The sequence below is a fragment of the Rothia nasimurium genome, assembly GCF_928392795.1.
In the GTDB taxonomy this organism is placed as follows: Bacteria; Actinomycetota; Actinomycetes; order Actinomycetales; family Micrococcaceae; genus Rothia; species Rothia nasimurium_F.
Window position 1 is genome coordinate 573,254 of the sequence record NZ_CAKMTJ010000001.1, and the last position, 18,646, is coordinate 591,899.

General features: G+C 59.5%; 23 protein-coding genes and 2 tRNA genes. 18 read left to right on the forward strand and 7 right to left on the reverse strand.

Features of this window, described 5'->3' with window-relative positions; genetic code table 11:
* The first annotated feature begins 17 nt into the window (after positions 1-17).
* The 12 genes from rpmA to L6963_RS02710 all read left to right on the forward strand — a co-directional run bounded on the left by rpmA (position 18) and on the right by L6963_RS02710 (position 8,903).
* A complete protein-coding gene (gene rpmA / locus L6963_RS02655; protein ID WP_135013898.1) occupies positions 18-275 on the forward strand; it encodes a 50S ribosomal protein L27 in 258 nt (85 codons plus the stop codon).
* Between the two features lie 172 nt (positions 276-447).
* On the forward strand, positions 448-2,055 hold the full coding sequence (gene obgE, locus L6963_RS02660; RefSeq protein ID WP_237206546.1) for a GTPase ObgE: 1,608 nt from the start codon (positions 448-450) through the stop codon (positions 2,053-2,055).
* Positions 2,056-2,270: 215 nt separating this feature from the next.
* Positions 2,271-3,380: a glutamate 5-kinase gene (gene proB / locus L6963_RS02665; protein ID WP_237206654.1), complete on the forward strand. Its 1,110-nt coding sequence runs from the start codon at positions 2,271-2,273 to the stop codon at positions 3,378-3,380.
* 95 nt (positions 3,381-3,475) lie between these two features.
* Positions 3,476-4,759, forward strand: coding sequence for a glutamate-5-semialdehyde dehydrogenase (locus tag L6963_RS02670; RefSeq protein WP_237206547.1), 1,284 nt, complete (start codon positions 3,476-3,478; stop codon positions 4,757-4,759).
* 134 nt (positions 4,760-4,893) lie between these two features.
* The gene (locus L6963_RS02675; RefSeq protein WP_237205317.1) at positions 4,894-5,142 is read left to right on the forward strand and encodes a hypothetical protein; all 249 of its coding nucleotides are present in this window, start codon (positions 4,894-4,896) and stop codon (positions 5,140-5,142) included.
* Between the two features lie 101 nt (positions 5,143-5,243).
* Entirely contained in the window at positions 5,244-5,939 is a 696-nt protein-coding gene (nadD, locus tag L6963_RS02680) for a nicotinate-nucleotide adenylyltransferase (protein ID WP_423816811.1), read from the forward strand.
* 92 nt (positions 5,940-6,031) lie between these two features.
* Complete coding sequence (locus tag L6963_RS02685; RefSeq protein ID WP_237206548.1) at positions 6,032-7,183, forward strand: hypothetical protein; 1,152 nt, start codon at positions 6,032-6,034, stop codon at positions 7,181-7,183.
* Between the two features lie 59 nt (positions 7,184-7,242).
* Positions 7,243-7,695, forward strand: coding sequence for a ribosome silencing factor (rsfS, locus tag L6963_RS02690; RefSeq protein WP_185174617.1), 453 nt, complete (start codon positions 7,243-7,245; stop codon positions 7,693-7,695).
* 200 nt (positions 7,696-7,895) lie between these two features.
* Positions 7,896-7,968, forward strand: a tRNA-Ala gene (locus L6963_RS02695).
* A 1-nt stretch (position 7,969) separates the two neighbouring features.
* A tRNA-Ala gene (locus L6963_RS02700) sits at positions 7,970-8,045 on the forward strand.
* Between the two features lie 157 nt (positions 8,046-8,202).
* The gene (locus tag L6963_RS02705; protein WP_237193970.1) at positions 8,203-8,679 is read left to right on the forward strand and encodes a DUF2975 domain-containing protein; all 477 of its coding nucleotides are present in this window, start codon (positions 8,203-8,205) and stop codon (positions 8,677-8,679) included.
* Positions 8,676-8,903 (forward strand): helix-turn-helix domain-containing protein, encoded by a 228-nt coding sequence (locus L6963_RS02710; RefSeq protein ID WP_272878551.1) that lies wholly within the window; start codon positions 8,676-8,678, stop codon positions 8,901-8,903. Before L6963_RS02705 ends, L6963_RS02710 begins: the two co-directional genes overlap by 4 nt.
* 121 nt (positions 8,904-9,024) lie before the next feature.
* On the opposite strand, the gene L6963_RS02715 is transcribed toward L6963_RS02710, so the two are convergent.
* Positions 9,025-9,813 (reverse strand): TatD family hydrolase, encoded by a 789-nt coding sequence (locus L6963_RS02715; RefSeq protein ID WP_237206549.1) that lies wholly within the window; start codon positions 9,811-9,813, stop codon positions 9,025-9,027.
* 1 nt (position 9,814) lies between these two features.
* Positions 9,815-10,618, reverse strand: a complete 804-nt coding sequence (locus tag L6963_RS02720) for a tRNA threonylcarbamoyladenosine dehydratase (protein ID WP_237206550.1) — start codon at positions 10,616-10,618, stop codon at positions 9,815-9,817.
* A gap of 122 nt (positions 10,619-10,740) precedes the next feature.
* Here L6963_RS02720 and L6963_RS02725 point away from each other — a divergent pair, with 122 nt between their 5' ends.
* From L6963_RS02725 to L6963_RS11860, 3 genes are all read left to right on the forward strand, one after another.
* The gene (locus tag L6963_RS02725; RefSeq protein ID WP_237206551.1) at positions 10,741-10,965 is read left to right on the forward strand and encodes a ribbon-helix-helix domain-containing protein; all 225 of its coding nucleotides are present in this window, start codon (positions 10,741-10,743) and stop codon (positions 10,963-10,965) included.
* Complete coding sequence (locus L6963_RS02730; RefSeq protein WP_237206552.1) at positions 10,962-11,309, forward strand: type II toxin-antitoxin system PemK/MazF family toxin; 348 nt, start codon at positions 10,962-10,964, stop codon at positions 11,307-11,309. Before L6963_RS02725 ends, L6963_RS02730 begins: the two co-directional genes overlap by 4 nt.
* 68 nt (positions 11,310-11,377) lie before the next feature.
* A complete protein-coding gene (locus tag L6963_RS11860; RefSeq protein ID WP_423816810.1) occupies positions 11,378-11,710 on the forward strand; it encodes a DUF952 domain-containing protein in 333 nt (110 codons plus the stop codon).
* Between the two features lie 332 nt (positions 11,711-12,042).
* Here the strand turns inward: L6963_RS11860 and L6963_RS02735 are convergent, their stop codons facing one another.
* Positions 12,043-12,513, reverse strand: coding sequence for a DUF3817 domain-containing protein (locus L6963_RS02735; protein WP_237206553.1), 471 nt, complete (start codon positions 12,511-12,513; stop codon positions 12,043-12,045).
* Between the two features lie 234 nt (positions 12,514-12,747).
* On the opposite strand from L6963_RS02735, the gene L6963_RS02740 reads away from it, so the two are divergent.
* Together L6963_RS02740 and L6963_RS02745 are read left to right on the forward strand one after the other, a co-directional pair.
* Entirely contained in the window at positions 12,748-13,386 is a 639-nt protein-coding gene (locus L6963_RS02740; protein ID WP_272878955.1) for a DUF1643 domain-containing protein, read from the forward strand.
* A 48-nt stretch (positions 13,387-13,434) separates the two neighbouring features.
* The gene (locus L6963_RS02745; RefSeq protein ID WP_237206555.1) at positions 13,435-13,785 is read left to right on the forward strand and encodes a DUF2200 domain-containing protein; all 351 of its coding nucleotides are present in this window, start codon (positions 13,435-13,437) and stop codon (positions 13,783-13,785) included.
* Between the two features lie 15 nt (positions 13,786-13,800).
* Here the strand turns inward: L6963_RS02745 and L6963_RS02750 are convergent, their stop codons facing one another.
* A complete protein-coding gene (locus L6963_RS02750; protein ID WP_237206556.1) occupies positions 13,801-14,355 on the reverse strand; it encodes an NADPH-dependent FMN reductase in 555 nt (184 codons plus the stop codon).
* A 107-nt stretch (positions 14,356-14,462) separates the two neighbouring features.
* Complete coding sequence (locus L6963_RS02755) at positions 14,463-15,155, reverse strand: LysE family transporter (RefSeq protein ID WP_237206557.1); 693 nt, start codon at positions 15,153-15,155, stop codon at positions 14,463-14,465.
* 109 nt (positions 15,156-15,264) lie between these two features.
* On the opposite strand from L6963_RS02755, the gene L6963_RS02760 reads away from it, so the two are divergent.
* A complete protein-coding gene (locus L6963_RS02760) occupies positions 15,265-16,509 on the forward strand; it encodes an MFS transporter (RefSeq protein WP_237206558.1) in 1,245 nt (414 codons plus the stop codon).
* A gap of 25 nt (positions 16,510-16,534) precedes the next feature.
* On the opposite strand, the gene L6963_RS02765 is transcribed toward L6963_RS02760, so the two are convergent.
* Positions 16,535-17,623 carry an NAD(P)-binding domain-containing protein gene (locus L6963_RS02765; protein WP_237206559.1) on the reverse strand — a complete coding sequence of 363 codons (1,089 nt, stop codon included), beginning with the start codon at positions 17,621-17,623 and terminating at the stop codon, positions 16,535-16,537.
* 96 nt (positions 17,624-17,719) lie between these two features.
* Positions 17,720-18,466: a hypothetical protein gene (locus L6963_RS02770; protein ID WP_237206560.1), complete on the reverse strand. Its 747-nt coding sequence runs from the start codon at positions 18,464-18,466 to the stop codon at positions 17,720-17,722.
* Positions 18,467-18,646: the final 180 nt, after the last annotated feature.

Here is an 18,646-nt window from a genome sequence, read left to right on the forward strand (position 1 = left end):
ACCTAAGGTAGGCATCAATGGCACATAAGAAGGGCGCAAGCTCCACCCGTAACGGCCGTGACTCAAACCCCCAGTACCTCGGTGTTAAGCGCTACGGCGGCGAGACCGTCAACGCAGGCGAAATCCTCGTTCGTCAGCGCGGCACCCACTTCCACCCCGGCAACAACGTTGGCCGCGGTGGCGACGACACCCTGTTCGCTCTGGCAGCAGGCAAGGTCGAATTCGGTACCCGCAAGGGCCGCAAGGTAGTCAACATCCTTGCAGCCGCTGAGTAAGGTCTAAACACCTCACCTCAGTAGAAGGGCGATTACGGGGCAACTCGTAGTCGCCCTTTTGCGTACCTCACCTGCGCAAAGCCGCCCAAGGAGCGTCCGGCCACAGACCGGCACCGGGGCGACCCTGTAGACTAGATAACCAAACCAAACTTTTTTGAAGGAGCTTGCACTCGTGGCAGAATTTGTAGATCGCGTGGTCCTACACGTAACCGGTGGGCACGGTGGGCACGGCTGTGTCTCGGTTCGCCGTGAGAAGTTTAAGCCCCTCGGCGGCCCCAACGGCGGTAACGGCGGCAAGGGTGGCGACGTCATCCTGCGCGTAGACGCCCAGACCACCACCCTGCTCGAATACCACCACAGCCCCCACCAGAGCGCCCCCAACGGCGACATCGGCCGCGGCGATATGTCGCACGGCTTCAACGGCCAAGACCTGATTCTGCCTGTACCCCAGGGCACCGTGGTCAAGGACCGCGACGGCAACGTGCTGGCCGACCTGGTGCGCATTGGCGACGAGTTCGTTGCAGCTGAAGGCGGTATTGGCGGTAAGGGCAACGCTGCCCTGGCCTCCACCAAGCGCAAGGCCCCCGGTTTTGCCCTGCTCGGTATTCCCGGTTCAACCCGCGATATCGTCCTAGAACTCAAGTCCATTGCAGATATTGCCCTGGTGGGCTACCCCTCAGCCGGTAAGTCCTCCCTGATTGCCGCGATTTCTGCGGCCCGCCCCAAGATCGCTGACTACCCTTTCACCACCCTGATTCCCAACCTGGGTGTGGTGCAGGCGGGCGATACCCGCTACACCGTAGCGGATGTTCCCGGCCTGATTGAAGGTGCTTCCGAGGGTAAGGGCCTGGGCCACCGCTTCCTGCGCCACGTTGAGCGCTCAAGCGCCCTGGTGCACGTCATTGACTGCGCTACCCTAGAGCCCAACCGCGACCCCATCAGCGACTTCGACGTCATCCGCGGCGAGCTGGAAAACTACGAGGTTGATCCCACTGCCGGCGTCACCGTCCCCCTGAACGAACGCCCCCAGCTGATCGTGCTCAACAAGATCGACGTGCCCGAAGCCCGTGAGCTGGCTGAATTTGTGCGCCCCATGTTCGAAGAGCGTGGCTACCGAGTCTTTGAAATCTCTACCGCATCCCACGAGGGTCTCAAGCAGCTGACCTTTGCCATGGCAGAGCTGGTTGAGGCTGACCGCAAGGCCCGCAAGAAGAGCAAGAGCGCCCCGGCAGAGGATGTCGCCGTAGTCAAGCCCAAGGGCTTCCGCTCCAAGAAGCGCCAGGAATTCATCATCCGCAAGGAAGAGCGCAACCTGGAACCCCTCTTCCGCGTGATCGGTGAGAAGCCCGAGCGCTGGATTAAGCAGACCGACTTTAACAACGACGAAGCCGTGGGCTACCTGGCTGACCGCCTCAACCGCCTTGGTGTTGAAGATGAACTCTTCAAGGCAGGTGCTGTTGCGGGAGATGCCGTGGTGATCGGTGAAGAAGTGGACGCCGTGGTCTTTGACTGGGAGCCCACCATGGTCGGCGGTGCTGAGCTGCTCTCGTCCCCGCGTGGTACCGATGCCCGCCTGGAGGAGCTGATTCGCCCCACCCGTGCCCAGCGCAAGGCTGAGTTCCACGAGCGCATGGACGCCAAGGCTGAGGCCCGTGCCGAACTTGAGGCTGAGCGTGTGGCAGGTATTTGGACCGAGTCTGTCGACGAGGCCCGCGCCGCTAAGGCCAAGGCAGCTAAGGCTGAAAAGCGGGCTGCCAAGCGCGCGGCAGAGGAAGAGTAAGAGAGGCTAGGGCGGTTTTCTTCGCCCCGCTCTTATTTCACTATGTGTAAGGAGTCGCCCCGGGTAGTGTGCCCGGGGCGACTCTGCTGTATATTCATAGAAGCTAAAGTTAACACTTTAAGGGAGCTAATCAATTGGATTTGAAGGACGCCTTCCAGGCCAGCGCCGAGTCACGCGGCAAGCACCGCCGCAGCCCCATCATCGAACGCTCCGACATGCCACGGGCTAAGCGGATTGTGGTGAAGGTTGGCTCTTCGTCCCTGACCTCCATTGAGAACTCCCTGGACGAGCTGGCTATCGCCACTATCTCCGACGTGCTGGCTAAGAAGAAAAAAGAGCACCCCTCTATCGAGCTGGTCTTTGTGTCCTCGGGTGCTATCGCTGCTGGCCTGGCTCCGCTGGGTCTGTCGCGCCGTCCTAAAGATTTGGCAACCCAGCAGGCGGCGGCGTCCGTCGGCCAGTCCCTGCTGATGAGCCGCTACACCGATATCTTTACCCGCTACGGTGTGACCGTCTCCCAGGTGCTGCTGACAGCCGAAGACCTCATGGCCCGGGACCGCTACCAGAACGCCCACCGCCAGCTAGAGCGCCTGCTCGATTTGGGGGTCATGCCCATTATCAACGAGAACGATGCGGTAGCCACCCGCGAAATCCGCTTCGGCGATAACGACCGTATCGCAGCCCTCGTGGCCCACACCGTCAAAGCCGACGCCCTGCTTCTACTCTCTGACGTGGATGCCCTCTATACCCGCCACCCCGACCAGGGCGGCGAGCGCGTGAGCAGCGTGCGTAACGAAGCTGACCTGGCTGGCCTGTCGATTGGGTCGGTGGGGTCTGCCGGTGTGGGCTCCGGTGGCATGGTGACGAAGGTGAAGGCTGCCCAGGTGGCGGCGGCGTCCGGAATTCCCGCCCTGGTGACGAGCGCGGCTCACGCCCGCGCCGCCTTTGCCGGTGAGGACGTCGGCACCTGGTTCTACGCCACCGGCGAGCGCCGCCCGGTGCAGACCCTCTGGCTGGAGCACCTGGCCGATATAGAGGGCTCAATTACCGTGGATGCGGGCGCTGCTGCTGCCCTGCGCCGCCGTCGTTCTTTGCTAGCAGCCGGTGTGCTGGGGGTTCAGGGCTCCTTTGAGGGCGGTAGCCCCGTGGCGATTGTTGACGAGGGTGGCGAAGTGCTGGCTCATGCCCTGAGTTCTTATACTGCCGGTGAGACCGCCCAGATGGTGGGTCTGCACACCGAGCAGATTCAGCGCACCATGGGGGAGACCTACGACGGTACGGTAGCGCACGCCGATAATATTGCGCTGGTGGCCCCCTCCCTGTAGTAATCACCGGCCCCCAGTAATACTGGGCCCTTGCGCGGGTGCGCCGGTAGGATAGTTTCAAGGTTGTTCAACCCCCTATACATAAGGAGATGCTCATGGGCGAGCAGGTACACGTGAGTGACGATGTGATGCGGCAGGTCACCGATATGGCGGTGGACGCCCGTATCGCCTCCCGCCGTCTGGCCAAGGCCGATACCCGCTGGAAGAACCGGGCTTTGCTGGCTGTTGCCGATTCACTCGAAAAGCATTCGGCGGTGATTATCGAGCAGAACGCCCAGGATCTTGAACGGGAGCGGGAAGCCGGTATGAGCGAGGCTATGCTGGACCGCCTGCGTTTGACCGAGCACCGGGTGGTTGAACTTGCGGACGCCCTGCGTGAGCTGGTTGCCCTACCCGACCCGGTGGGGGAGCTGGTGCGCGGTTCAACCCTGCCGAACGGCCTGCGGATGCAGCAGGTGCGGGTTCCCCTGGGCGTGGTGGGTGCTATCTATGAGGCCCGCCCCAACGTAACGGTTGATATCGCTGGTTTAGCTATTAAGGCCGGTAACGCGGTGATGCTGCGCGGCGGTTCAGCTGCTGCCAAGAGCAACCAGGTGATTGTTCGTATTATCCGTGATGCCCTGCACGCTACGGGCCTGCCCATTGACTCGGTGCAGTCGGTGGACGAGTTTGGCCGTGAGGGCGCTGCTGCCCTGATGCTGGCTCGCGGTCACATTGATGTGCTGATTCCGCGGGGTGGTCGCAGCCTGATTCAGTCGGTGGTGCAGAACGCTAAGGTGCCGGTGATTGAGACCGGTGAGGGCAACTGCCACATCTTCCTCGACGTCACCGCTGATCCGGCAAAGTCCGCTGAGATTCTGGTCAACGCTAAGACCCAGCGGCCCGGTACCTGCAATACCGTAGAAACCCTGCTCCTGGCCGAGGGCGCGAAAGCCGCCCCGGGCGTCCTTGCGGCCCTGGCTAAAGCGGGGGTAACCCTGCATGCGGACGCCGCCACCCGCGCTATCCTGCCCGAGGGCGTAGACGCGGTAGAGGCAACCGAGGAGGACTGGGCCACCGAATACGGCTCCCTGGACCTAGCTGTTAAGACCGTGCCCGATGTGCGCGCCGCTATTGCCCACATCCGCGAATACTCCACCGGCCACTCCGAGGCGATTCTGACCAACGACATCGCCAACGCCGAGAAGTTTATTCGCGACGTTGACTCCGCGGCAGTGTACGTGAACGCCTCGACCCGGTTTACGGACGGCGGCCAGTTCGGCCTGGGTGCGGAGGTTGGTATCTCGACCCAGAAACTGCACGCTCGCGGCCCCATGGGCCTAGAACAGCTCACCACCACCAAGTGGATCGTGCGCGGCGACTGGCACAGCCGCGACTAAAAGCAGAAAAATCGCACCTGCTACCGGGTAAAGTCCCGCTCATAGAGCGTGAAACCCGGTAGCATGGTAATAAACCCATACTTTGACCGCACTGGCGCGGCCACACACCGCCCAGCCTCGAAAGGTACACACACATGTTTTCATCTGTACTTGCATCAGGCGCCACCGTACTTGCCTCAGAAGAAGGTAGCCACCAGCTCGAACTGCTCGGTATGCCCACCTACTGGTTCGCCATCATCGGCTTCATCTTCTTCGGCCTGCTCTTCCTGATTACCATCTCATTCTCAGGCCGCGGCGTTGTACGCCCCGACCACGCAGCAGACCACCTCTCCCACGAAGAGACCGAGGCCCTGCGCGACTACCAGAGCAAGCACAAGCGCTAAACTTTTCTCCACCACACTTCGGCGCGGTGCCCGCACCACCCCGGTAACCGGGGGAGCGGGCCCGCGCCGAAGCCGTACATACAGAAGCGAGCAGGAGACCCGTGATTCGTCCCGCCCATGAAATCCGACGTGAGCTCGGTATCCCCGAACCCGACCCCGCCACCACCCGCGTGGGGGTCATGGGTGGCACCTTCGACCCCATCCACCACGGGCACCTGGTTGCGGCCAGCGAAGTCGCTGCCGTGCTCAGCCTCGACGAAGTAATTTTCGTGCCCACCGGCAACCCCTGGCAGAAGGCCAACAAACAGGTCACCGCCCCCGAACACCGCTACCTGATGACGGTGATTGCCACCGCTTCCAACCCCCGCTTCACCGTGAGCCGGGTCGACATTGACCGCCAGGGCCCCACCTTCACCATCGACACCCTCACCGACCTGCGAGCCGAGCGCCCCAACGACGAGCTCTTCTTCATTACCGGTGCCGACGCCATGAGCCAAATTACCACCTGGAAAGACGCCCACAAGATGTGGGATCTCGCCACCTTCGTGGCGGTCACCCGCCCCGGCCACGAACTAACCGTGCCCGAAGAAGCGCAGGGGCGCGTCCGCGTCATTGAGATTCCGGCCATGGCGATCTCATCGACCGACATCCGCGACCGGGCCCGCAACGACCTGCCTGTCTGGTACCTGGTGCCCGACGGGGTAGTGCAGTACATCAATAAATACAGCCTCTACACCGGCGACGAAACAGGCGCCCCGGGCGGCGGCTACGTAGCTGGCCTGCCCCGGCTGAAATAAAACCAAAGACCACCTCAGCTAAGAACCTTCACCACCTGTCTGGCTTGGTAGCATTAACCACAAGAACCAGGCATCCCACTCAAGGAAACACTGTGAGCACACGACCCGATCAGGCCACGGACGGCCAGAACGACGAGACACCCGCCTACCTCACCGAAAGTTACACCACTGAGGACGGGCTAGAAATCCCGCCCCCGACCCGCCCCATGGGCCCGCGCCGTCTGAGCCGCTACTACGAAGAGGTCGCTGAATACCTGCGCGCCCTGCAGCGGGGGGACGAAGAGCTGCCCGAGGTGCCCATGTTTATGGGGGCCATCGAGGGTGTAGAGGTAGAGCAGGACGCCGCCCGCTCCCTGGTTGACCTGTCGCAGATGGGCAGCATCAGCACCGGTGAGGGCGAGAAACTCGACGTAGATTTCGATAACACCCGCGCCACCGTGGTTGAAGACCCCCTGGCCCACATTGACCAGCAGGTTCTCGGTGCTGACTACTCTGAGCCGGCTGAAGCTACCGAGCAGGTAGACTTCGCCGCTGCCGCCGGCGAAATCACCGGTGAAAGTGACTTCGTGAGCGTTGGCGAGCTACAGGTAGAGGAGCCTGAGGCTGAGGAACCCGTCGTCACCACAAACCCTGAGGCAATTGCCGCTATCATCGCCCGCGCCCAGGCTAAGGACGATGAATATAGGGCGACCCACCCCGAAGAAGAAGCCCAAGCGGAGCTAGCCGAAGACACCCAGGGCGGGCCCGTCACCGAACTCTTCACCGCCGGCCAGCATACCCCGGACCTGCCCGCGCCCGTCCGCGCGGTTGACGCCCAGGGTCTTGACCTCACCGAAATCGACAGTGCCGATGTGACTGACCCAGCCGCCAGCACCCTAGCCAGTGACAGCACCGGTGCGGTAGACTCTGATAGTTCTGAAGAAACTGCCGAGGCACCCGAAGGGTACACCTACGAGCCGCAGGCAGAAGAGGACGAAGAGACCACCGAGTCTGCACCTGAGACCCCGGCGGCGGCTCCCGGCCCCGACCAGGAAGAAGATGCTCAGCGCTTTAACTTCGCAGGCACCGTCAAACAGACGGACGAAGCCCCCTCCGGCGACCTTGCCGAAGTGGAACAAGAAGCAGCAGCAACCTACAGCCCAGAAACATCAGAGGGGCGATCCGCCGGCGCAATCGTAGCCGTCGTGGGCCTCCTGCTTCTCGTGCTTGTACTGGCCACCGTGTGGTTCCTTTTCTTCAGTTAAAGATTTAGTTGAATGAGACCCCAAAAGGTTTGGGGAATGATTTGCTCGGAAAGGGCGAAATGACTGCAGCTGCAGAGTCTATTGAAGCGTTGAAGGTAGCCGCACGCGCGGCCGACGACATGCAGGGAACCAACCTGCTGGCCGTCGACGCTTCTGACATTATGGGTTTGATTGACGGCTTCCTTGTCGTCTCAGCCCACAACGAACGCCTGGTCAACGCGATTGTTGACGAGGTTGAAGATAAGCTCCGTGAAGAACTGGGCCTCAAGCCCCTGCGCCGCGAAGGCCGTGCTGAGGGCCGCTGGGTACTCCTGGACTTCGGCGACATCGTAGTGCACGTACAGCACGAAGAAGACCGCGCCTTCTACGCCCTCGACCGCCTCTGGGGCGATGCCCCCCGCATCGACCTGGGCCTAGACAGCGAAGCCGGTGACGTCGACACCGAAGGCGCCGAAGCTGACTTCGAGATCATCACTCCCGAAGCGGACCTGATGAACCAGCGCGAAGATTAGATTCTTCTGTGAGGACGCCCCACCCGCCTTCCCGATATCGGGGGAGTAGGGTGGGGCGTCCTTTTGTGGACAGGGGTTGAACTGCCCATGAATATTGTGTGATGCAGTTCATAGGTGCTGGTGGGGTCTCGATTTGCATGAGCCCTTGTGGGTGCCATAAGATAGAACAGTCGCCGCGAGAGCGGCGGATAAATGAATAAGGGGCTATGGCGCAGTTGGTAGCGCGTCTGCATGGCATGCAGAAGGTCAGGGGTTCGAATCCCCTTAGCTCCACGGGGGTATGGCGCAGTTGGTAGCGCGTCTGCATGGCATGCAGAAGGTCAGGGGTTCGAATCCCCTTACCTCCACCATCAAGACCGTTCCTGTGAAAGTTTCACAGGGGCGGTCTTTTTTGCTTAAGGGTAGAACTAGGGTGGGCGCTCGGGTTGAGGGTGGGTGGTGATAGGGAGGATGTTTTAAGTCATAGAAACTATTGACTTTCGATAGGTGGCTATTGATAATCGATACATGGATACATTTGCACGGCGAATCCTCATCGCCACACTCACCCTATTCATCGTCGTCCTCTTCCTCGGCCAGCTCCTTGTGCCCATCGCAGCCAATGAATCAGCCGAGGTCCACCCCGAGGTGCTCCACCTTGTAACCCCCTACTCAACCCTAGGAATAGCCTCCCTGCTCTGCTTTCAGCTAGCTGCCGTCCTGCTGTGCAAGCTACTGGGAAAGAGCGCCACACCCGGCTTCTGGAATGGCGTCACCCGGGCTCTTATTCAGGCGGTGGGGGCGCTCTGCGTCCTGGGCTTTGTTATCCCTGCTGGGGTGGCGATACACTTGTGTGTCACGATGAATGCCGGCGGCGTGCTCATTCTGCTTGGCCTAGTGATGTCAATTCTGGCCGCAATCGGGTTTATTTGCGTCACCTGTTTAGCGGTCCGCACCTATGATAAGGCCCGCACCGAGCATGAAGAATTGGAGGCCGTCATTTGATCAAGGTCAAGCTCAATGTGTTGCTTGCCGAACGGGGTATGAGCGTCAACGAATTCGCGGAGGCTGTTGGCATTACCCCAGCTAATATCGCTGTACTGAAAAATGGGCGTGCGAAAGCGATACGCTTCACCACTCTCGAAAGCATTTGCAAGGTACTCGACTGTAGTGTGAGCGACGTTCTCGAATTCGTGGACGACGAAGGGCCAGCTAGCTTCGAGCGGTAGAGCACCGGAGAAGTAACTAGGCAGGAGGCTCGACCTAAAGAGTCACATCTCGAAGGGCCCAGGAGTTCTTTAGATCCTCAAGCCCTGTGAAACCTTGGGGCTGGGTACACCACGGATAGGGCTATAGGGAGTAGAGCCGTCTCTGGTTCTCTCGCAGAACCGGGGCAAAGTCCTCACCGCGCTCAGCCGAAATGCGCTCGACAAGCCGGCGCAGGCGTCCGCCCACTTCCTGCGCAAAAAGCTGGGTATCGAGCGCGTCGGTAGGCTGCTCGGGTAGGTCCGTCTCCAACAGCAGGCGGTCTGCGGGCACCTGGCGGACGTACGCCCGTCCGCGCTTGCTCTCAACCATCTGCGGATGAACCGAAATGCACCCACCTAACCGCACCAGCCGAGTCAACTCGTCGCTCGTTCCCCCAAACCGGTGAACCACCGGGACAAGAGGGGAACCGGGCACATCAAGTTCCTCAAAAAGGTCAAGCATCGCCGTTGTTGCGCGGACGGCGTGCAAAGAGAGCACATAGGGCTTCTCGGCAGGTTGCCCGGCAGTAGCCTGGAGAACCGCACTCATAAGACGGCGCAGGGCCCCTAGCTGCAGGTCTGCGGGGGAAGTCTCCAGGCGGCGGGGCAGAAAATCTAAACCAATCTCACCAATCAACCGGGTGCTTCTCACCTCAGCCTCAAAAATCTCAAGCTCAGCTTCAACCTGGGCAGGTGAGGCTACCTGCCAGGGGTGAAAACCAAGTGACAGCGGGGGGCCAGCTGGGGGAGTAGTTTCCCGAAGCTGCCGGTAGGCTGAGGGCTTGAGGGTCTGGGCAACCACCTGGACGCCCTGGGCCCGCAACGCCTCGTCAAATGCTGGACGAAGCGCCGGGGCCAGGAAGTCATAGTGAAAGTGGGTATCAAGCAGCATACTAGCGGGGCCGAGGCAGGTGCTGAGCCGCAGCGTCCTTCTCTCCCATCTGGGAACCAAGATAGGGAGGCGCCGGAATCTCTTCCATACCGGCCAGCTGACGAATCACCTTACCCGCCAACATCTGCCCCATAATCGGGGGCATGTAGCTCATCGACCCCAATGTCTCACCCTTAGCCTTTGCTCCGGGGGCCTTCTCCACCTTGAAGGGCAGCTCGGTGGAAAAGAGTACCTCAAGACCGTAAATCTGGCGCTTGCGGCACTCAGCGCGAACCACCTTCGACATAGAACAGTTGTAGGTGCGGCGGATATTAGCGAACTGCAGCATGGTCGGGTCAAGACGATTCGCCGCGCCCATGGACGCCACTAGATTCAGGCCCCGCTCAGCAGCCCACTGGTAGACAGCCAGCTTCTGGGTGATGGTGTCGATGCAGTCAATGACGTAGTTAGGGCGGGGGAACTTATCCAGGGTCTCAGCCAGGTTATCGGGGGTAAGGAAGACCCGCTCGGCGGTGACGGTGCAGTCGGGCTGGATCTCCTTAATCATGCCCTCCATGACCTCGGCCTTGACCTTGCCCAGGGTGGAGGTAAAGGCCAGGGCCTGCCGGTTGATGTTGCTTTCTTCTACGACGTCGCGGTCCAGCACAATCAGGTTACCCACACCGCCGCGGGCCAGAGCCTCAGCGCAGGCTGAACCAACGCCGCCAAGACCCAGTACCATGACGGTGGCGTCCTGAAGTTTCTGCAGGCCCTCGTTCTTAAAAAGTAGCCTCAACCGGGCAAAACGTTCGCTCTCAACACCCACGGGGTCTCCTCGAAAAGTCAGTGTGTCTAACCTGGTCATTATGCCATATGGGTGGGGTCAGGGCCTGTGCCTGATGGGTTGAGGTCTTGAGCTGCAGATAACCCAGTCGGTAGGATTGAGGTATGACCACCAAAATTAGTATCAGCTTAGCGGACGAAACGGTTGAGGCTCTCGACCGTTTTATCGCACAAAGGAAATTTGCTTCTCGGTCATCTGCCATTAAAGCAGCCATTGATCAGATGACATCCGTAGACCTCACTGATGAATACGCCAGAGCACATCGGGAATGGGCAGAGTCTGGTGAAGAAGATGTATGGGGTCAGACTTCAGGAGACGGTCTTGTATGAGACGGGGCGACGTCTACTGGGTAGATTTTGAGCCTGCCCGAGGGAATGAACCCAACAAGAAAAGGCCAGCCATCATCGTAAGTAGGGATGAATCGAATACTTATGTAGCCCATCACGGTATAGGGACGCTGACGGTTGTTCCATTGACCTCTAATACTAGATTTATTGCTTCGTTTCAGGTGCTCTTGACCCAGGACGAAATCGGCCTATCTACCGACTCAAAAGCCCAAACAGAACTTATAAGAACAGTATCTGTGGATCGTATTGGCGACTATATTGGTACCTTATCGAGAAATAAAGTTTGGGAACTAGATGAGGCTTTGAAAGTTCATTTGAATCTGTAAGCAGCCAAATCAGGGTAGAGGTATTGGTATTTGAAAACAGGTAGTGCACGTTTCTCGGAGGAACTTTAGTGACGATTTATCACATAGCTTTGCCCGAAGACTGGGAACAAGCGCAGAAACTTAAGGTGTGGGTTCATTCGACACGTGGAGTGAGTATCAACGAGCAGGGATTCTTGCACGCTTGCGCGGATATGGATCAGGTAAAGCGAGTTTCAGACTTCATCTATGGTGACAGGCCAGATATTCTCGTCCTTGAAATCGACCCCCGTAAATTAGAGTCTGCTGGGTTCACTGTTCGATGGGAACCAGCAGACCCTTCTAATCCTAGTTCCGAGTTGTTTCCGCATGTTTATGGAGGACACCTACCCCTGTACCTGTTCAAAGTTCTCCATCGCAAGTAGGTAGTACAAGCACATCCAAAGATTGGTGGCACGCGAAAGTGCGTTATATCGCTGAGCGTGCACCTGCCGTGTGCACGCTCAGCGATATGACGCACGGTCGCCAGATAGGCAACGTAGCCTAAGGCGAACCAAGGAGAAAAAGGGTGATTCAGCATCAACCACTTAGGTCTATTTGCGGTGGCATGATGCTGTTAAGATAAAAACGTACCGGGCAAATCTGCCCGGTACGTTCAAAAATCAAATAGAGGAGGTTTAGAAGTGGTAACGACACTTCTGAACCTAGTTCTGATTCTAGCTGCGCTGGTAGCGATTGTCGACAGCCTTAGTACTTGTTAGTTCTTGGGCACGGGCGGGCCCGCCAGCAGGAGCACCACAAAGAGCAGAACCACGAAAGCAAGTAGCAGGACGCTGGCCAGGGCGGGCTTGGCCAGGACCCAGGCCTGGGCTTTCTCGAGAAGGCCGGACGGCGCCGCCCCGCCAGGTGCCAGACGCCAGCCCCCGCGCAGTAGGCCCCGCTTATCGAGGAAAAGCTCAAAGGGAACCGTCGCAAAGGGAATCACCGACAGCAGCAGACCCGCGATACCCACGGGAGCCTTCCACTGCTGGTTCACCCAGGTAAAGACAGTCACAACGCAGTAGCTCAGAAAAACAAACCCGTGAATACCACCGGCAATGGGCACAATATTGGTCACGCCGGTACCCCGCAGAATCAGGGCCGTAATGAGCAGGGCCCAGGTGATCATTTCAGCGGTGGCAAACGTACGGAAGAGCGCCCGAGGGGTGGGCTTAGAATCTGGTCGCATGGTGTCCTCAGCACAAGAAAATAGGGGAAAGTACACTGATTATTCAGCACCCTACTTTACAGGGTCAGCCCCGGTGGGGCAGAACCCAACCGTGCCCCAGCTCTAGCGCAGTTCAAGCCACCCGGAGCCGTCCGCGTCCTGCCCGTACCGGCAGGCATTCAACATACAGTTGTCTGCATCGGTAGCTGGTAGGAGACTTAACACAGTGCCTAGAAGTACGAATAACCATTAGAGGTGGAATCTTTGCCTAGTACATCAGTAGACAATATTGCTCAGGACTTGGTCCTAGCGTGGCGTGGCGGGGAAACTGTATTCCCAGAGCACCCCCAAGAAGTAGGCAGCCGGTACTTCCTCAGAACGCCTAACAATGATTCTCAGACAGAAAAAATAGTGTTTATTGGAATCAATCCATCCACTGCAACATGTTTGGGTTCCCTTACGCAGGGTGGCGACCCAACTACCGCAATGATTACGCGCTTCTTTCCTGTCGACTCAGAAGGTAAACCAGTTCAGTTTCAGTCAATGACACTCATTAACTTAATTCCGTTGATCGGTCAGCCGCATGATTTACCCCTGTGGAGTGATGAAGAGGGAAAAGAAAAAATTAAAAGAACTTTAGAGGTAACTCGACATATCTTTAGTGTATGTCTGGCTGAAGCTGACCGAATTCACTTGATGTGGGGTAATCCTAAAGACCGCAGATTCCCCTGGAAAAAAGAAATACTCGCCAGCATCCAAGAACTGATAGAGGATACTAAGAAACCAGAGGCAAAAGTGCAGGCCTATGCATCGAAGGCTGGTTATCCAATGCACCCAGGTTTTGGTGGTCTTTCACATTGGTCCAGAGCTGAACTGTCTATTGTTGATCGTTGAGAGAAAACCTAGTGAATATACTTTCATTGCTAGAAAGAGGTATGAATAATGACCCACAAAATCTTTGACATGCCCGTCGCCGAGGTCTGGCCCCACTACCTGGCCAAGGTGGAACGCAAGGGGCAGGACACCACCCTGGTTGAAACCGTCACCTGCTGGCTCACCGGCTACAGCCGGCCCGACCTGGCCCGCCACCTTGAGGGGCGGACGTCCTTTCGCGACTTCTTCGCCGCAGCCCAGCTCAATCCCGCCGCCAGCCTGATTACCGGCTCTATTTGCGGGTACAAGGTGCAAGACATCGAAGACCCCCTCATGCAACAAATCCGCTACCTGGACAAACTCGTTGACGAGATCGCCAAGGGGCGTCCGCTCGAAAAAATCCTGCGAACCCTACCCTAATCCAGCTGAACTGGCTTACGCCAGTGCTTCGCCCAGAGCCTTATCTACGATGGGCAGGGCCTGCTCGTAATCTGCAAAAGCGGTGGCGGCGTCCGAAATTTTACCCTCAGCATCAAACATTGCGCGGCTCAACTTGATATTCACCGCCGCGGGTATCAGCACCAGGCCGTAGTTCGGGCAGATCAGCTCAAACTGCGCAGCTGACTTGAGACCCGCCCCAAAACCATAGGACACCACCGCAACCGGCTTACCCTTCCATTCAGCAAACAGGTAGTCCATGGCATTCTTCAACACAGCCGGCAGACCACCGTTGTATTCAGGCAGGGCCACCACAAAACCGTCAAAGCCAGAAACCAGCTCAGACCAATCGCGGGTGTGCTGGTGCTGGTAAGGAGCCCCCGACTTAGGGGAGGCTGGCTCATCGAAGTGAGGTAGGTTCTGCTCCACTAGGTCAATGATTTCGTAGGTGTGGTTACCTAGGGCAGCCAGCCGCTCCTGCGCCCAGGCGCCCACCACCGGGCTAATGCGGGTAGGACGGGTAGAACCAAGAATAATGCCGATGTGAGCCATGAAAACTCCTCAAACTAGATAGGACGATTTACCCTAGTCTACGGCGCGCAGGCCCCAGAGGGCTTCAGCCTGCCCTTAGCAGATGCGGTAGGGGAAGTGCGGGAACCCTAGTGCCCTGCAAAGACCATGAGAGCAGCGACCAGAATAAAGAGGGAGCCAAAGACCCGGTTCAGTATCGTCTGCCCGCGCTCCGAGTGTGATAGCCTGGTCAGGGACTTGGCAACCACAGCAAAACCACCCCACATGACCACAATATCGATGGCCACCATAGTGCCCGCCAGCACCAGATACTGGGGCAGCTGCGGGGCGTCCGGCCGCACGAACTGGGGCATGAAAGCCAAAATAAAAACAATGGCCTTGGGGTTAGACATATTGACCCAGAACCCCCTATTAAACAGTGCCAAGGGGGAACCCGGTTGCAGCCGCGCACCCGGGCGGGTGCGGCGTCCTTGCTCCTGCGGAGCGGACGCACCCGCCCCACTTTCTGCCTCGTCTCGGGCTTGCTGCGAGGTTTGAGGGCGGGCAAGAATCATGCGTAACCCGAGGTAAACCAGGTAGACAGCCCCACCGTAGCGAATCACATCGAAAAGTACCGGCGAATTAGCGACCACCACACCCAGGCCAGCGGCCACAATAGCGATCTGAACCACCAGGGCCAGTTGCTGCCCCATGACCGTGAAAAAGGCCTTCTTCCAGCCGTGCAGCAGGGAGGTCGTCATGGTGTTCACCGCACCTGCCCCCGGGGTTAAAGAAATCACCAGGCAGGCAGCGACGAGGGAAAGCCAAAGGGTAAGGGTCATAGCTCCTCATAGTAGCGAAAAACCCACAGCGCAGAGGAGGCTGCTTCACACAGTGAATTCCGGGGGGCAAGGACTCTGAACCCTGCCGCACCTCAGTAAACTAAAACTCATGAACACCCACCAGCAGCGCCGCGTCCTCTGGGCCCTGGCCCTCACCCAGGTCTTTGGCACCATCGGGGTGGGTGCAGCTCCCTCCATCGGCGTGCTCCTGGCCAGCGAGGTCACCCAGAACGAGGCACTGGCTGGAATTGCCCGCACCGCCTCCACCTTCGGGGCCGCACTCTTTGGCATACCGTTAGCCAACCTCGCAGCCCGCACCAGCCGCCGCACCGCCCTCACTACCGGCTGGGCCACTGCAAGCATCGGCGCCACCCTGCTAGCCTTCGCCGCCTCCACCACCAGCATCACCCTGGTAGCCCTGGGCCTACTCCTCATGGGAGCAGGCTCCGCCGCCGCCCTCCAAGCCCGCTTCGCAGCGACCGACCACGCCACCGACGCCAACCGCGGCTCAGCCCTCAGCTTCATCGTCTGGGTGGGTACCATCGGCTCTGTCCTCGGCCCTAACATTGGCACCCCTGCCGCCGCGCTCGCGCCATCCCTGGGCACCAACCTTTACAGTGCAGCCTTTGCCCTGGCGGCGATTGCTATGGCCACCGCGACCCTGCTGGTCTTCACCCTCCTCCCCGGTACTGACAAGGACGCCGCCCCCGGCCTACCCGGGGCAGGGCAGGGGGAGCGGGCGTCCGCGCCGAAGAAACCCACCCTGGGCGCAAAAATCGGGGCCTTTACCCGCGAAATTGCGGGCAACCGGCAGGCTCGGGCTGCTGCCACCAGCCTGCTGTGTGCGCACATAGTGATGGTGTCGGTGATGACCATGACCCCGGTGCACATGAACCACCAGGGTGCCGGTATCGAAATCATCGGCCTGACTATCAGCCTGCATGTGCTGGGCATGTACGGGATCTCACCCCTGATGGGGCTGGGCGCAGACCGGCTGGGGGAGCGTACCATGATACTCATCGGCACCGCCCTGCTCTTAGCAGCGGTAGCCCTTGGCGCCCTTGCCCCGCACCGGGAAACTGCCATGGTGGTTAGCCTAATCCTGCTCGGGGTGGGCTGGTCGGCAACCTTTGTTGCGGCCTCCGCTCTCTTTGCGGCGTCCTTGCCGGCTGAAAGCCGCACCCGGGCAGCAGGTGGCCTAGACTCTCTCACCAACCTGGGCGCGGCAATCGCTGCCCTGGCTTCGGGATTTATTATGGCAGCGACATCCTTCCCGGCCCTGGCCTGCATTTCGGCCCTGGCCTTGCTGCCCTCATTCGTTCTCAACCGGTCGGTCTCTGGGCGGGGTCGGTAGCAGCGAGGGACGGGCGATGAGCCCGCTAGCGGGTCAGCAGCTTGTGGAGCTTGCGCACCGCGATTCGACCAGCCCGGTTAGCCCCCACCGTCGATTGGCTGGGGCCGTAGCCGATAAGGTGCAGACGGGGCTGGGTGGCTACCTGGGTACCGTCCATCTGAATAGCGCCCAGCTCGTTGCGCAGACCCAGCGGGTCAAGGTGGGCGAGCGCCGGTTTAAACCCGGTAGCCCACAGGATAGCGTCAAGGTCGGTGTGGCTGCCGTCAGCCTCAATCACGCCGGTTGCGTCGATGCTGCCGAACATGGGGCGGCGGTTCAGGGCGCCGCGGGCTTTGGCGGCCCTGGCGTAGGGCGTCCACCCCAGGCCGGTGTAGCTGACGACCGACCCGGTGGGGATCCCAGCCTCAGCGTCGGCGGTGACGCGGGCTACCACGTCGCGCCCGTATTCGGTGTTGAACTCGGTTTTGCGGAAGACCGGTTCGCGCCGGGTGTACCAGAAGGTGGTGGCAACCCGCGAGATTTCCTCTAGTTGCTGCACCGCTGAGATACCGCCGCCCACAATCGCGACCCGCTGGCCGGTGAAGTCCTCGAGCCGCAGGTAGTCGCGGGTGTGAAGTTGCCGCCCCTGAAAGGACGCCTGCCCCGGGTAGGCGGGCAAGATGGGGTTATTCCAGGTGCCGGTGGCATTGATGATTGCTGCTGCCTGCCAGGTGCCGTTGGTGGTGGCGAGTTCGAAGGGGAGGCTGGGGTTGCCGGTTGCGGTAACGGCAAGGACGGCGACCGGCCGGGCGATAGCCAGTTCTTGGGCTGCCTCAAAGTCGGAGAAATAGGAGGGGATAGCCCGTTTGCTGGGCTCGGTCAGCTCTACATGGGGCCGGGGAAAGTCGGGGAGGTCAAAGATGTTGTTGACGGTGGCCATGGTCAGGGAGTCCCAGCGGTGGCGCCAGGCGCCGCCGGGCCCTTCAGCCGCATCGAAGGTGATGTAGGTGAGTGGGGCTGTGGGGTGGGTCAGAGCATTGGCGTAGCCGCGCTGGGCTAGGTGGTAGCTGGCCGATAGGCCGGCCTGTCCGCCGCCGATGACGATGACGGTGGCCTGGCGGATCATATGATTCATAGGTGCTCTTCCGCTTGAATGGCGATAGTGTGCGGGCTGGTCAGCATAGTCTGTCTCAACCCGCAGGGTGGTGGGCTACGTGAAGTAAGTAAGGCGTTACAGTTCTAAAAACTCATCCAGGGGCATGCTGGCTATCAAATGAGGGGTGCCGCTTCCATCGGGAGCGAAGATGAGGGTCCAGCCTGCGTCTGGGTAGAAACCGTAGGCTTTATCGAATTTACCCTGGTGGGTAAAAAGGACGGTGTTGGTTCCCGCAGGTGGGGGAGTAACGGTGCGGTTGCGCAGGCCCTGGAGTGAGGCTTCAAGTTCTTGGTCATCGGTGAAGTTGAGGGAGCCGGTTAGGTCGCGGTTGATTTCAACCGGCACGTCCATGGCCTGATCAGCGTGCTGGTAGACAAAATAGTATTCGCTGGAGAGGGCGCTAGAAACCGGGATCCCTAACTCCTCATATTTTGCCGCAAGCTCGCTCATGCGCTCGATGCTGGACTCGGAAATGCGCTGACCGTCATCGATGAAACCTTCAGGTGCTGGTGAGGGATTGGACGGACGTATCGCCCCGGTGTACCGGTGCACAATCACGAGCCCTCCTTCAGCAAGCTGCTGGGCAAGATCGCTAGGTGTTTCAGGTGATGTATCGCCCAGGTTATCGCTGGTGGCTGTAACAAGTTCGGTGTCAGCCGAACTGGTCGCGGTGTCTGCGTTACTCTCTGATGAGCGAGCTGAAGCGGCCGTAGTGCTGCTCTGGCTCTGTGCGGTACCGGTGGGTTCTGCTGCCTGCGGTGAACTGCAGGCCACCAGTGTCAGCAGGGCCAGGGTTGCTATTGCTGGTTTGATGGATTTCATCTCTTCTCCTTTGAAGATACGTGCTGAAACCCAGTCTAAAACTCAATTACTTTCAATATCAAGTAATATGACATTGGGTGAGACGCAGCTCCGTGAATAGCAGCGCATGCCGTACGATATAACAATCACGTAGCGGCATCGCCCGGTGGCAAGGACGCCACCACCGCCCCACCTGCCCCA

Coding starts and splice junctions, on each gene's coding strand:
- L6963_RS02770 (WP_237206560.1), bottom strand. CDS start 18,466: ATGAAATCCATCAAACCAGCAATAGCAACCCTGGCCCTGCTGACACTG.
- rpmA (WP_135013898.1), top strand. CDS start 18: ATGGCACATAAGAAGGGCGCAAGCTCCACCCGTAACGGCCGTGACTCA.
- L6963_RS02745 (WP_237206555.1), top strand. CDS start 13,435: ATGACCCACAAAATCTTTGACATGCCCGTCGCCGAGGTCTGGCCCCAC.
- L6963_RS02735 (WP_237206553.1), bottom strand. CDS start 12,513: ATGCGACCAGATTCTAAGCCCACCCCTCGGGCGCTCTTCCGTACGTTT.
- L6963_RS02715 (WP_237206549.1), bottom strand. CDS start 9,813: ATGCTGCTTGATACCCACTTTCACTATGACTTCCTGGCCCCGGCGCTT.
- rsfS (WP_185174617.1), top strand. CDS start 7,243: ATGACTGCAGCTGCAGAGTCTATTGAAGCGTTGAAGGTAGCCGCACGC.
- L6963_RS02760 (WP_237206558.1), top strand. CDS start 15,265: ATGAACACCCACCAGCAGCGCCGCGTCCTCTGGGCCCTGGCCCTCACC.
- L6963_RS02765 (WP_237206559.1), bottom strand. CDS start 17,623: ATGAATCATATGATCCGCCAGGCCACCGTCATCGTCATCGGCGGCGGA.
- L6963_RS02725 (WP_237206551.1), top strand. CDS start 10,741: ATGACCACCAAAATTAGTATCAGCTTAGCGGACGAAACGGTTGAGGCT.
- L6963_RS02750 (WP_237206556.1), bottom strand. CDS start 14,355: ATGGCTCACATCGGCATTATTCTTGGTTCTACCCGTCCTACCCGCATT.
- L6963_RS02730 (WP_237206552.1), top strand. CDS start 10,962: ATGAGACGGGGCGACGTCTACTGGGTAGATTTTGAGCCTGCCCGAGGG.
- L6963_RS02675 (WP_237205317.1), top strand. CDS start 4,894: ATGTTTTCATCTGTACTTGCATCAGGCGCCACCGTACTTGCCTCAGAA.
- L6963_RS02755 (WP_237206557.1), bottom strand. CDS start 15,155: ATGACCCTTACCCTTTGGCTTTCCCTCGTCGCTGCCTGCCTGGTGATT.
- proB (WP_237206654.1), top strand. CDS start 2,271: ATGCCACGGGCTAAGCGGATTGTGGTGAAGGTTGGCTCTTCGTCCCTG.
- L6963_RS02705 (WP_237193970.1), top strand. CDS start 8,203: ATGGATACATTTGCACGGCGAATCCTCATCGCCACACTCACCCTATTC.
- L6963_RS02670 (WP_237206547.1), top strand. CDS start 3,476: ATGGGCGAGCAGGTACACGTGAGTGACGATGTGATGCGGCAGGTCACC.